The organism is Cronobacter sp. JZ38, from assembly GCF_008932145.1.
Lineage (GTDB): Bacteria > Pseudomonadota > Gammaproteobacteria > Enterobacterales > Enterobacteriaceae > Cronobacter > Cronobacter muytjensii.
In genome coordinates this window covers 333033-344937 of record NZ_CP017662.1, presented here as the reverse complement: position 1 = coordinate 344937, position 11905 = coordinate 333033, and the positions used below count along the sequence as shown (strand labels likewise).

The following is an 11905-nucleotide window of genomic DNA, read 5'->3' as shown; positions in this document are numbered from 1 at the left end:
CGGACGCTTTGTGGATGCTCGCCTGGCAAGTGTTTATTTTTCAGGGGTATTTTAGAACATGGCAGAAAAACAAACCGCGAAAAGGAACCGTCGCGAAGAAATACTTCAGTCTCTGGCGCAGATGCTTGAATCCAGCGATGGTAGCCAACGTATTACGACCGCTAAACTCGCGGCCTCCGTTGGCGTCTCCGAAGCGGCGCTTTATCGCCACTTCCCCAGCAAAACCCGCATGTTCGACAGCCTGATTGAATTTATCGAAGACAGCCTGATCACCCGCATTAATTTGATTCTGAAAGATGAAAAAGAGACGCTTAACCGTCTGCGCCTGATTGTGCAGCTCATTCTCGGGTTCGGCGAGCGCAACCCGGGGCTGACCCGCATTCTGACGGGACATGCGTTGATGTTTGAACAGGATCGTTTGCAGGGGCGCATTAATCAGCTCTTTGAACGTATAGAAGCCCAGTTGCGCCAGGTGCTGCGTGAGAAAAAAATGCGTGAAGGCGAAGGGTATGTCACTGACGAAGCGCTGCTGGCAAGCCAGCTGCTGGCGTTTTGTGAAGGCATGCTGTCGCGCTTTGTACGCAGCGAATTCCGCTACAGCCCGACGGCGGACTTTGAAGCGCGTTGGCCGTTGCTGGCCGCGCAGCTGCAGTAAACGCAGAGCAGGAAATGTAAAAAGGCCGGATATCCGGCCTTTTATTTTTTATCAGACGCCGTATTGCTGGCGATACGCCTCTACCGCCGCCAGATGGTTTGCCATCTCCGGTTTCTCTGACAAATAATCAATGAGGTCGTTGAGTGTAATAATGGCAATGACCTGGCAACCGTAATCCCGCTCCACTTCCTGAATCGCGGAGAGTTCGCCGCGTCCGCGCTCCTGCCTGTCCAGCGAAATCATGACGCCCGCAAGCGTCGCGCCATTCGCCTGGATTATCTCCATCGATTCACGGATCGCAGTGCCTGCGGTTATCACGTCATCCACCAGCATGACGCGCCCCTGAAGCGGGCTACCGACCAGGCTGCCGCCCTCGCCGTGATCTTTCGCTTCTTTGCGGTTAAAGCAATACGGCACGTCACGCTCATGATGCTCGGCCAGTGCGACCGCCGTGGTGGTAGCGATAGGGATGCCTTTATACGCAGGGCCGAACAGCAAATCGAAATCGATGCCGGAATCGACCAGCGCCTCAGCATAAAAACGGCCCAGCAGCGCCAGATCGCGCCCGGTATTAAACAAACCGGCGTTAAAGAAGTAAGGGCTCTGACGCCCGGATTTCAGCGTGAACTCACCAAATTTAAGCACCTGTTTGTTAAGGGCGAATTCAATAAACTGGCGCTGATACGGTTTCATGGCTTTGCTCCTCAGATAGCATATTGCAGGCATAAAAAAGGCGACTCTTCAGTCGCCTTAAAAATCAGTTTGCTAACGCCGCCTTCTGCGACGCGATGATCGATTCGATTCCCCCGCGGGCCAGCGCCAGCAAGGTGAGTAACTCCTCATGGGAGAAGGGCTCGCCTTCCGCCGTGCCCTGCACTTCAATCATACGTCCGTCTTCGGTCATAACGACGTTCATGTCGGTTTCTGCGGCAGAATCTTCGACATATTCCAGATCGCACACCGCTTCGCCCTTGACGATACCTACCGATACTGCCGCCACCATGCCTTTCATCGGATTGGTTTTCAGCTTGCCGGCAGCCACCAGCGCGTTCAGCGCGTCGGCCAACGCAACGCAGGCACCGGTAATAGAGGCGGTGCGGGTGCCGCCATCAGCCTGAATCACGTCACAGTCCAGGGTGATGGTGAATTCACCGAGCGCCTTGAGATCTACCGCCGCGCGCAGCGAGCGGGCAATCAGACGCTGGATTTCAAGCGTACGGCCGCCCTGCTTGCCTTTTGCTGCTTCACGGGCGTTACGGGTATGGGTGGAGCGCGGTAACATGCCATATTCGGCGGTGATCCAGCCCTGGCCCTGACCTTTCAAAAAGCGCGGCACGCCTTCTTCAATGGATGCGGTGCAGAGCACTTTGGTATCGCCAAACTCAACCAGCACGGAGCCTTCTGCGTGTTTAGTGTAATGACGGGTCAGGGTAACTGGGCGCACTTCAGATGCGCTACGGCCTGCTGGACGCATGGGCTTATCTCCGGCTTGTTAACGAATGTGGCTGCGCATTATACGGGCTGAAAGCGCTTATTCCTATCATGAGTGACCGGTGGTAGCTATAATCCCCTCATTCATTTCAGAAAACGGGTACTTCTATGATCCGCAGTATGACCGCCTACGCCCGGCGAGAAATTAAGGGCGACTGGGGCAGCGCCACCTGGGAGTTGCGTTCAGTGAACCAGCGCTACCTGGAAACTTATTTCCGTCTGCCGGAGCAGTTCCGCAGCCTGGAGCCCGTGGTGCGCGAACGCATCCGTACCCGTCTGACACGCGGCAAAATCGAGTGTAGCTTGCGCTTTGAACCCGACGCCAGCGCACAGGGTGAATTGATCCTTAACGAAAAACTGGCGAAACAGCTGGTTTCTGCCGCTAACTGGGTAAAACTGCAAAGCGACGAAGGCGAAATTAACCCGGTCGATATTTTGCGCTGGCCTGGCGTGATGGCCGCCCAGGAGCAGGATCTGGACACCATCGCCGCTGAGATCCTCACCGCGCTGGACGGCGCGCTCGACGATTTCATCGTGGCGCGTGAAACCGAAGGCCAGGCGCTGAAAGCGCTTATTGAGCAGCGCCTGGAAGGCGTAAGCGCAGAAGTCGCCAAAGTGCGCGCGCATATGCCGGAAATTCTCCAGTGGCAGCGCGAGCGCCTGGTTTCAAAACTCGAAGAAGCGCAGGTGCAGCTTGAAAATAACCGCCTGGAACAAGAGCTGGTAATGATGGCGCAGCGCATTGATGTCGCTGAAGAGCTCGACCGTCTGGAAGCGCATGTTAAAGAAACCTATAACATCCTGAAGAAAAAAGAAGCGGTAGGCCGCCGGCTGGACTTCATGATGCAGGAGTTTAACCGCGAATCTAACACGCTGGCGTCAAAATCTATTAATGCCGAAGTAACTAACTCCGCCATTGAACTCAAGGTATTGATTGAGCAAATGCGCGAGCAGATCCAGAACATTGAGTAATTCTTAAAGGGCCTGTCAGGGCCCTTTTTTCGCCAGTTATAGTTCCGGGATGCCCTACGCCGTAAACCTTTGCCCCAACCGAAACACGAATTCCTCCTTGCCCTTTCACCTTAGAAAAACTAATCCGAAACTCCTTACTTTAGAAAATATCAATCGTTCCGCCGTGCTCTAATCGTTACCCTTCCCGGGCTGCTACCGGAGGAAACGATGTTATTACATGTGCTGTACCTGATTGGAATTACCGCGGAAGCGATGACCGGCGCACTGGCGGCCGGGCGTCGCCGGATGGACACCTTTGGCGTCATTATTATCGCGACCGCGACCGCGCTTGGCGGCGGCTCTGTCAGAGACATTCTGCTGGGACATTACCCGCTCGGCTGGGTAAAGCACCCGGAATATGTCGTGATCGTTGCCGCGGCGGCAGTCGTTACGACCTTCGTTGCTCCTCTGATGCCTCATCTGCGACGCCTTTTCCTGATTCTGGATGCGCTGGGGCTGGTCGTTTTTTCAATTATCGGCGCGCAAATCGCACTGGATATGGGTGAAGGCCCAATCATCGCTTCCATAGCCGCTGTGGTGACAGGCGTCTTTGGCGGCGTATTGCGGGATATGTTTTGCAAACGCATTCCGCTCGTATTTCAGAAAGAGCTCTACGCCGGTATTTCTTTTGCCTCTGCGGTGTTGTATATCGCGCTGGAGCACTATATCTCCAGTCACGACGTTGTGGTGATAGCAACTCTGCTGTTCGGTTTTACCGCGCGTCTGCTGGCGCTGCGCTTTCGTCTCGGCCTGCCGGTTTTTCATTACCGTGCTGAAACGCACTGACGATTACGCCCGTCACGGTTCTTTCGCCGGTAAAATGAGCCTGAACTGACAAGCCGCATCATCATTCCCGGGCGGGGCCTGGCAGTTCAAACCCAGCGATTTTCTGCCGGGCCAGCCACTGCGCCAGTGCTGTGATATCTGGATGGTGGATATAACTGACAATCTGGCGTGCCCTTTCTGCGCCAACGCCTGGGAGCTGTTGCCAGCTATGCTCATTGCGCGTCTGAAGCTGATGCCAGTTATCGTCAGTGAGAGCCAGCCAGGCACGTGCCGGTAAGGGGAGTCCCAGCGCTTTCACCCAACGCTGAAACGGTTGTCGCCGCGTAAGGTTAAACTGATGCCAGAGCTGTGCTGCGCGACGGGCGCTAAAGCCCGGCGTCTGTTTCAACGTATCGTTACTAAGAGCAAGCCAGGAAAACAGGTGTGCGAAATGGTGGCTGCGCCACAGCTGACGCCATGTCGCCTCACCTGCTCCTTCTATCCCCAGTATGGATTCACCACTAAGCCAGACAAGACGGGCAATAAACTGTTCCTCACACATCTGTGACGCGTATAAACAGCTCAGCGCGTCAAAGCGAGCCGCCGGTAGTTCAGGCTTATTACGCTGCGCGGGCCGCCAGATGACGGCATCAAGCCGTGGGATCCCTTGCCCTGCCAGACTCACCTGTACCTGATCGCCTTCGGCAAGATCCAGTCTCTCCCAGCGCGCCAGAGACCCTATGCTCACTTTCGTGACTTGTTTGTCATCCAGCGCAACGGGCTCAAGCTGGGCTACCACACTTATCTTGCCGGTTCGACCCACGGCAAAACGTAACGCCTTCACTTCCGTAATCTGTTTCACTGGCGGATATTTCCATGCCGCTACCCAAAAACCCTCCCCCGGGCGCCAGCTTTTTCCGGGCGGCTCGTGGGACGCACGAATGACTACGCCATCGGTGACAAACGGCAGCGCCTCACTGAACCACCGTTCACGCCAGCGGGCAACGTCTGCCGCCGTATTGACCGGCTGGCTCCAGGTTTTCGCCAAAGGAAACCCACCTTCCGCCAGTATGGCAAGGCGCGCTTTCATCTCCTGCGGGCCATCCGGCCATGCCCAGATTAAGATATCCAGATCGTCAAGAACCGCAGACGCCGCGTTGCGCATCATCGCACCTGCCACGCGAGCGCGCGCATTAACGCCACCATCGTACTGCTGCCGATGCCCTTCACGCCGCAAAAAGAGCTCACCCTGCAATACGCTGTCGGCAAGCTCGCCACCAACCTGCTGAGGAATAGCAGGAATATGGCGCGCTCGCGCTGTCCAGTCTTCGCCTTGCAGCCCATTGCCACGGCTAATTACCTGCTGGAGCTGGCCATTGCGGTAAACCAGAGAAACAGCCACGCCGTCCACTTTCGGTTGTACCCAAAGATCCGTTTTTCCCTGCATCCATTGGGAAAGCGACGCGGCATCTCTGAGTTTTTGCACACCAGTATGCGCCACGGGATGTGGTGTTCGTCCCGCCGCCACAGACGCAGGGGCATCGTTGACCGTAGCCAGCGAAAAACAGCCCTGCCACTCTTTTAGCCGCTGACGCATACCGTCATACACCGCGTCGCTGACTTTATTTTCGCCCCGCAGCCAGTAGGCCTCCTCCCAGCGCGCCAACTGGCTTTGCAATGCCTTGACCTCCTGTTGCGCCTGCGCAATGGTCCAGTCAGGGCAGACAGCGTGGGCGCAACCACATGTCAGGCTCATCCAGAACAAAGTAATCGTGATGCGCACATTTCACCCCCTTCGCTTTCCTGAAGGGACGGTAATACATGGCGCTTTCCTGAGGCGACACAGACTGTTGGGTTTTACGAGAGGTTTTCCGGGGTATTTCGTCTGTTGCATAAACGAGACAATTTTTCTGGATAATGTCTCGCAAAATCGCGCAAAGAGGCGCTAACCCTGCGACAAAGACTGCGCCAGCGTAGCGCGACGTGTATAATAAGGCGGTATACGCACCTCTATTCGCATACCAACAGACGTAAATACCACATGGCTCAAGGCACGCTTTATATTGTTTCCGCTCCCAGTGGCGCGGGTAAATCCAGCCTTATTCAGGCTTTTTTAAAGACGCAACCGCTCTATGACTCACAAGTGTCGGTGTCGCATACCACCCGCGATCCGCGTCCTGGCGAAGTGCATGGGGAACACTACTTTTTCGTTAATCATGATCGTTTTCGAGCGATGATTGCCGAAGATGCGTTTCTTGAACATGCGGAAGTGTTTGGCAACTATTACGGGACGTCGCGCGCCGCGATTGAACAGGTGCTGGCGACCGGCGTAGATGTTTTCCTGGATATCGACTGGCAGGGCGCGCGGCAAATCCGTGAAAAAATGCCGCACGCGCGCAGTATTTTTATCCTGCCGCCATCAAAGGAAGAGCTTAACCGCCGCCTGCGTGGTCGTGGTCAGGATAGCGAAGAGGTGATTGCAAAGCGTATGGCGCAGGCCGTAGCGGAAATGAGCCACTATGCAGAGTACGATTACCTTATCGTTAACGACGATTTTGATACGGCGCTGTCTGACTTAAAAATCATTCTGCGCGCCGAACGTCTGCGTATGAGCCGCCAGAAGCAGCGACATGACGCTTTAATCACCAAACTATTGGCAGACTGAGCGTAGTTTCAGTATCATGCCCAGTCATTTCTTCACCTGTGGAGCTTTTTAAATATGGCACGCGTAACTGTTCAGGACGCTGTAGAGAAAATTGGTAACCGTTTTGACCTGGTACTGGTCGCCGCGCGTCGCGCTCGTCAGATGCAGGTAGGCGGCAAAGATCCGCTGGTACCGGAAGAAAACGATAAAACCACTGTTATTGCGCTGCGTGAAATTGAAGAAGGTCTGATTAACAACCAGATCCTCGACGTACGTGAGCGCCAGGAGCAGCAGGAGCAGGAAGCCGCAGAACTGCAGGCCGTTACCGCAATCGCTGAAGGCCGTCGTTAATAACTTGTGCGGGTAGCCCTTGTATCTGTTTGAAAGCCTGAATCAACTGATTCAACAATACCTGCCTGCGGACCAGATTAAGCGTCTGCAGCAGGCTTATCTCGTTGCACGTGATGCTCACGAGGGACAGACACGTTCAAGTGGCGAACCCTACATCACTCATCCAGTAGCCGTGGCCTGTATTCTGGCCGAAATGAAACTCGACTATGAAACGTTGATGGCTGCGCTACTGCATGATGTGATTGAAGACACGCCTGCTACCTACCAGGATATGGAACAGCTGTTCGGTAAAAGCGTTGCCGAACTGGTGGAAGGGGTTTCTAAGCTCGATAAGCTGAAATTCCGCGACAAAAAAGAAGCGCAAGCCGAAAACTTTCGCAAAATGATCATGGCGATGGTGCAGGATATCCGCGTCATTCTGATCAAACTCGCTGACCGTACCCATAATATGCGCACGCTGGGCTCGCTTCGCCCGGATAAGCGTCGTCGTATTGCCCGTGAAACCCTTGAGATTTATAGCCCACTGGCTCACCGCCTCGGTATTCATCATCTGAAAACCGAACTGGAAGAGCTGGGTTTCGAAGCGCTCCATCCTAACCGTTACCGCGTTATTAAAGAGGTCGTTAAGGCCGCGCGCGGGAATCGTAAAGAGATGATTCAGAAAATCCTTTCTGAAATCGAAGGACGTTTACAGGAAGCGGGTATTCCATGCCGCGTCAGCGGTCGCGAAAAACACCTCTACTCCATCTATTGCAAGATGGTGCTGAAGGAGCAGCGGTTTCACTCCATTATGGATATCTACGCGTTTCGCGTGATCGTAAAGGATGTCGATACCTGTTACCGCGTGCTTGGCCAGATGCACAGCCTTTACAAGCCTCGCCCCGGCCGAATGAAAGATTACATCGCCATTCCAAAGGCGAACGGCTATCAGTCGCTTCATACCTCCATGATTGGTCCTCATGGCGTGCCTGTCGAGGTGCAAATCCGCACCGAAGATATGGACCAGATGGCAGAAATGGGTGTCGCGGCGCACTGGGCTTATAAAGAGCATGGCGAAAGCAGCACCACTGCGCAGATCCGCGCCCAGCGCTGGATGCAAAGCCTGCTGGAGCTTCAGCAGAGTGCGGGCAGTTCCTTTGAATTTATCGAGAGCGTTAAATCCGATCTTTTCCCGGATGAGATTTACGTTTTCACGCCGGAAGGGCGCATTGTCGAGTTGCCGGCAGGCGCGACGCCGGTCGATTTCGCGTATGCGGTGCATACGGATATCGGCCACGCCTGCGTGGGCGCTCGCGTAGATCGCCAGCCCTATCCGCTCTCCCAGTCGCTTTCCAGCGGTCAGACGGTAGAAATTATCACAGCGCCAGGCGCTCGTCCGAACGCCGCCTGGCTGAACTTTGTCGTGAGCTCCAAAGCGCGTGCCAAAATCCGCCAGATGCTGAAAAACCTCAAGCGCGATGATTCGGTAAGCCTGGGTCGCCGTCTGCTGAACCATGCGCTGGGTGGCAGCCGTAAACTGGCGGAAATCCCGCCGGAACACATCCAGCGTGAACTGGAGCGCATGAAGCTCGCCACGCTTGACGATCTGCTGGCGGAAATCGGCCTTGGCAACGCGATGAGCGTCGTGGTTGCGAAAAACCTGCTGCAGGGCGAAGCGGCCACCAGCAATCAGCCGAGCGTGCCGGCATCAGGTCACAGTCATCTGCCGATTAAAGGCGCGGACGGCGTGTTGATTACCTTCGCTAAATGCTGTCGCCCGATTCCGGGCGACCCGATCGTCGCGCACGTCAGCCCTGGCAAAGGTCTCGTTATCCATCATGAATCCTGTCGAAATATTCGTGGCTACCAGAAAGAGCCTGAGAAATTTATGGCGGTGGAATGGGATAAAGAGACCGAGCAAGAGTTCATCACCGAAATTAAGGTAGATATGTTTAACCACCAGGGCGCACTGGCGAACCTCACTGCGGCAATCAATACCGCAGGTTCTAATATTCAGAGCCTGAACACTGAAGAGAAAGATGGCCGCGTTTACAGCGCCTTCATTCGCCTCACGGCGCGCGATCGCGTTCATCTGGCGAATATCATGCGTAAAATTCGCGTGATGCCGGACGTGATTAAAGTCACTCGTAACAGAAACTAACTTTATGAATTCTCAGCGTTACGCGCGTATCTGCGAGATGCTGGCCCGGCGTCAGCCTGATCTGACCGTCTGCATGGAGCAGGTTCATAAGCCTCATAACGTCTCGGCTATTATCCGTACCGCAGACGCGGTGGGCGTCCATGAAGTCCACGCCGTCTGGCCGGGAAACCGGATGCGTACGATGGCCTCTTCCGCCGCAGGCAGCAACAGCTGGGTGGAAGTCAAAACGCACCGCACTATTAGCGAAGCTGTGGGCCATCTGAAAGCGCGCGGCATGCAGATCCTCGCAACACATCTCTCTGATAAAGCTGTAGATTTTCGCGAAATCGACTATACGCGGCCGACCTGCATCCTGATGGGGCAGGAAAAAACCGGTATCACTGAGGAAGCGCTACGCCTTGCCGACCAGGACATCATCATTCCGATGATCGGCATGGTGCAGTCGCTCAACGTTTCTGTCGCTTCGGCGTTGATCCTTTACGAAGCGCAGCGTCAGCGGCAAAACGCGGGCATGTACCAGCGTGCCAACAGCGCGTTGCCTGAAGATGAGCAGCAACGTCTGCTGTTTGAAGGCGGCTACCCGGTGCTGGCAAACGTGGCGAAGCGTAAAGGCCTGCCCTACCCTCGCGTGAATGAGCAGGGCGAGATCGATGCGCCACAGTCCTGGTGGGCCACCATGCAGGCCGCGGAGTAAGCGATGCGCGGCCGTCTGCTGGATGCCGTACCGTTAAGCTCACTGACCGGCGTGGGCGCCAGCCAGAGCGCAAAGCTCGCAAAAATCGGTCTGCATACCGTACAGGATCTGCTGTTGCATTTTCCTCTGCGCTATGAAGACCGCACCCATCTTTATCCCATCAACGATCTTCTGCCCGGCGTATATGCCACGGTGGAAGGCGAAGTGCTGAACTGCAATATCACGTTTGGTGGCCGTCGTATGATGACCTGCCAGATCAGCGACGGCACCGGTATCCTGACGATGCGCTTTTTCAATTTCAACGCAGCGATGAAAAACAGCCTGTCGGCTGGTCGCCGGGTACTGGCGTATGGCGAAGCGAAACGTGGCAAATTCGGCGCGGAGATGATTCACCCTGAATACCGTATTCAGGGCGATTTGAGTACGCCGGAAATGCAGGAGACCCTGACGCCGGTTTATCCGACCACCGAAGGCGTTCGCCAGGCAACGTTGCGTAAGCTTACCGAGCAGGCGCTGGAGCTGCTGGATACCTGCGCTATCGCTGAGCTGCTGCCGCCAGAGCTATCGCAGGGGCTGATGAGTCTGCCGGAGGCGCTGCGCACACTACACCGCCCGCCGCCGGATATGAAGCTCGAAGATTTAGAAAGCGGTCAACACCCGGCGCAGCGCAGGCTGATTCTTGAAGAACTGTTGGCGCACAACCTGAGCATGCTGGCACTACGCGCCGGTGCACAGCGTTATCATGCGCTGGCGCTCACTGCGAAAGACTCGCTCAAAAACCAGCTGCTCGCCTCGCTGCCCTTCAAACCGACGAACGCTCAGGCGCGCGTAGTGGCGGAAGTCGAACGCGATATGGCGCTGGATATCCCGATGATGCGGCTGGTGCAGGGCGATGTCGGTTCCGGTAAAACGTTAGTGGCCGCGCTTGCCGCGCTGCGCGCGATTGCCAACGGCAAACAGGTGGCGCTGATGGCACCGACAGAGCTCCTGGCCGAGCAGCACGCTAATAACTTTCGCAACTGGTTCGCACCGCTCGGCATTGAAGTCGGCTGGCTGGCGGGTAAGCAGAAAGGGAAAACGCGCCAGGCTCAGCAAGACGCTATCGCAAGCGGTAAGGTATCGATGGTTGTCGGCACTCATGCGATTTTTCAGGAACAGGTGCAGTTCAACGGTCTGGCGCTGGTCATCATTGACGAACAGCATCGCTTTGGCGTGCATCAGCGCCTGGCGCTCTGGGAAAAGGGCCAACAGCAAGGCTTTCATCCCCATCAGCTTATAATGACAGCGACGCCAATTCCCCGAACGCTGGCGATGACTGCGTACGCGGATCTCGACACCTCTGTGATTGATGAACTTCCGCCAGGGCGCACACCGGTCACGACCGTTGCCATCGCGGACACCCGCCGTAGCGAGATTATTGAGCGCGTACGCAGCGCCTGTCAGGAAGGCCGTCAGGCTTACTGGGTCTGTACACTGATAGAAGAGTCGGACCTCCTGGAAGCGCAAGCGGCAGAGGCGACATGGGAAGAGCTTAAAGCCACGTTGCCTAATCTTAATGTGGGGCTGGTGCATGGGCGTATGAAACCTGCAGAAAAGCAGGCGGTGATGCAAGCGTTTAAGCAAGGGGAGATGCATCTTCTTGTGGCGACGACCGTGATTGAAGTTGGTGTGGATGTCCCTAATGCCAGCCTGATGATTATCGAAAATCCGGAGCGTCTCGGTCTCGCGCAGTTACATCAGTTACGTGGACGTGTCGGACGCGGTGCCGTGGCTTCCCACTGCGTACTCCTTTATAAATCTCCATTGTCGAAAACCGCACAACTGCGCCTGCAGGTGCTGCGCGACAGTAATGACGGCTTTGTGATTGCGCAAAAAGATCTGGAAATCCGCGGGCCCGGCGAGCTGCTCGGTACACGCCAGACGGGCAATGCTGAATTTAAAGTTGCGGATTTGTTGCGTGATCAGGCGGTTATCCCGCAAGTGCAGCGTATCGCCCGCCATATCCATGAGCAATATCCGGAACACGCACAAGCGCTGATTGAACGCTGGATGCCGGAAACGGAAAAATACTCGAATGCGTAAACAATGCTTCCTGTTTTGACTCCGAAGCAACATATTTACACCGCAAATAATCTATTCCTTTTTTAGAACATC

Annotated in this window: 11 protein-coding genes; 8 read left to right on the top strand and 3 right to left on the bottom strand. The window is 55.5% G+C overall.

Going from position 1 to position 11905, the window contains the following annotated elements; genetic code table 11:
* Nucleotides 1–58 precede the first annotated feature (58 nt).
* Nucleotides 59–655 carry a nucleoid occlusion factor SlmA gene (gene slmA, locus BJP61_RS01565; RefSeq protein WP_038866546.1) on the top strand — a complete coding sequence of 199 codons (597 nt, stop codon included), beginning with the start codon at nt 59–61 and terminating at the stop codon, nt 653–655.
* 51 nt (nt 656–706) lie between these two features.
* Here slmA and pyrE read toward each other — a convergent pair whose 3' ends face one another.
* Nucleotides 707–1348 (bottom strand): orotate phosphoribosyltransferase, encoded by a 642-nt coding sequence (pyrE, locus tag BJP61_RS01560; RefSeq protein ID WP_038866543.1) that lies wholly within the window; start codon nt 1346–1348, stop codon nt 707–709.
* A gap of 64 nt (nt 1349–1412) precedes the next feature.
* On the bottom strand, nt 1413–2129 hold the full coding sequence (gene rph, locus BJP61_RS01555; protein WP_038866542.1) for a ribonuclease PH: 717 nt from the start codon (nt 2127–2129) through the stop codon (nt 1413–1415).
* 125 nt (nt 2130–2254) lie between these two features.
* On the opposite strand from rph, the gene BJP61_RS01550 reads away from it, so the two are divergent.
* Together BJP61_RS01550 and BJP61_RS01545 are read left to right on the top strand one after the other, a co-directional pair.
* Nucleotides 2255–3118 (top strand): YicC/YloC family endoribonuclease, encoded by an 864-nt coding sequence (locus BJP61_RS01550; RefSeq protein WP_075192761.1) that lies wholly within the window; start codon nt 2255–2257, stop codon nt 3116–3118.
* Nucleotides 3119–3325: 207 nt separating this feature from the next.
* Entirely contained in the window at nt 3326–3943 is a 618-nt protein-coding gene (locus tag BJP61_RS01545) for a trimeric intracellular cation channel family protein (RefSeq protein WP_161580114.1), read from the top strand.
* 61 nt (nt 3944–4004) lie between these two features.
* Here the strand turns inward: BJP61_RS01545 and ligB are convergent, their stop codons facing one another.
* Complete coding sequence (ligB, locus tag BJP61_RS01540) at nt 4005–5705, bottom strand: NAD-dependent DNA ligase LigB (RefSeq protein WP_171997706.1); 1701 nt, start codon at nt 5703–5705, stop codon at nt 4005–4007.
* 258 nt (nt 5706–5963) lie between these two features.
* Here ligB and gmk point away from each other — a divergent pair, with 258 nt between their 5' ends.
* From gmk to recG, 5 genes are read left to right on the top strand one after another with little or no spacing between them, the layout of a single operon-like run.
* Complete coding sequence (gene gmk / locus BJP61_RS01535; protein ID WP_075192763.1) at nt 5964–6587, top strand: guanylate kinase; 624 nt, start codon at nt 5964–5966, stop codon at nt 6585–6587.
* A 54-nt stretch (nt 6588–6641) separates the two neighbouring features.
* Nucleotides 6642–6917, top strand: a complete 276-nt coding sequence (gene rpoZ, locus BJP61_RS01530; protein WP_000135058.1) for a DNA-directed RNA polymerase subunit omega — start codon at nt 6642–6644, stop codon at nt 6915–6917.
* 19 nt (nt 6918–6936) lie between these two features.
* On the top strand, nt 6937–9057 hold the full coding sequence (gene spoT / locus BJP61_RS01525; RefSeq protein WP_038866530.1) for a bifunctional GTP diphosphokinase/guanosine-3',5'-bis pyrophosphate 3'-pyrophosphohydrolase: 2121 nt from the start codon (nt 6937–6939) through the stop codon (nt 9055–9057).
* 4 nt (nt 9058–9061) lie between these two features.
* Nucleotides 9062–9751 carry a tRNA (guanosine(18)-2'-O)-methyltransferase TrmH gene (gene trmH / locus BJP61_RS01520; protein ID WP_038866528.1) on the top strand — a complete coding sequence of 230 codons (690 nt, stop codon included), beginning with the start codon at nt 9062–9064 and terminating at the stop codon, nt 9749–9751.
* Nucleotides 9752–9754: 3 nt separating this feature from the next.
* Entirely contained in the window at nt 9755–11833 is a 2079-nt protein-coding gene (gene recG, locus BJP61_RS01515) for an ATP-dependent DNA helicase RecG (protein WP_171997704.1), read from the top strand.
* Nucleotides 11834–11905: the final 72 nt, after the last annotated feature.

Excerpts from the sequence above, each read along its gene's own strand:
- rpoZ (WP_000135058.1), top strand. The coding sequence starts at position 6,642 with ATGGCACGCGTAACTGTTCAGGACGCTGTAGAGAAAATTGGTAACCGT.
- recG (WP_171997704.1), top strand. The coding sequence starts at position 9,755 with ATGCGCGGCCGTCTGCTGGATGCCGTACCGTTAAGCTCACTGACCGGC.
- BJP61_RS01545 (WP_161580114.1), top strand. The coding sequence starts at position 3,326 with ATGTTATTACATGTGCTGTACCTGATTGGAATTACCGCGGAAGCGATG.
- gmk (WP_075192763.1), top strand. The coding sequence starts at position 5,964 with ATGGCTCAAGGCACGCTTTATATTGTTTCCGCTCCCAGTGGCGCGGGT.
- trmH (WP_038866528.1), top strand. The coding sequence starts at position 9,062 with ATGAATTCTCAGCGTTACGCGCGTATCTGCGAGATGCTGGCCCGGCGT.
- slmA (WP_038866546.1), top strand. The coding sequence starts at position 59 with ATGGCAGAAAAACAAACCGCGAAAAGGAACCGTCGCGAAGAAATACTT.
- BJP61_RS01550 (WP_075192761.1), top strand. The coding sequence starts at position 2,255 with ATGATCCGCAGTATGACCGCCTACGCCCGGCGAGAAATTAAGGGCGAC.
- pyrE (WP_038866543.1), bottom strand. The coding sequence starts at position 1,348 with ATGAAACCGTATCAGCGCCAGTTTATTGAATTCGCCCTTAACAAACAG.
- rph (WP_038866542.1), bottom strand. The coding sequence starts at position 2,129 with ATGCGTCCAGCAGGCCGTAGCGCATCTGAAGTGCGCCCAGTTACCCTG.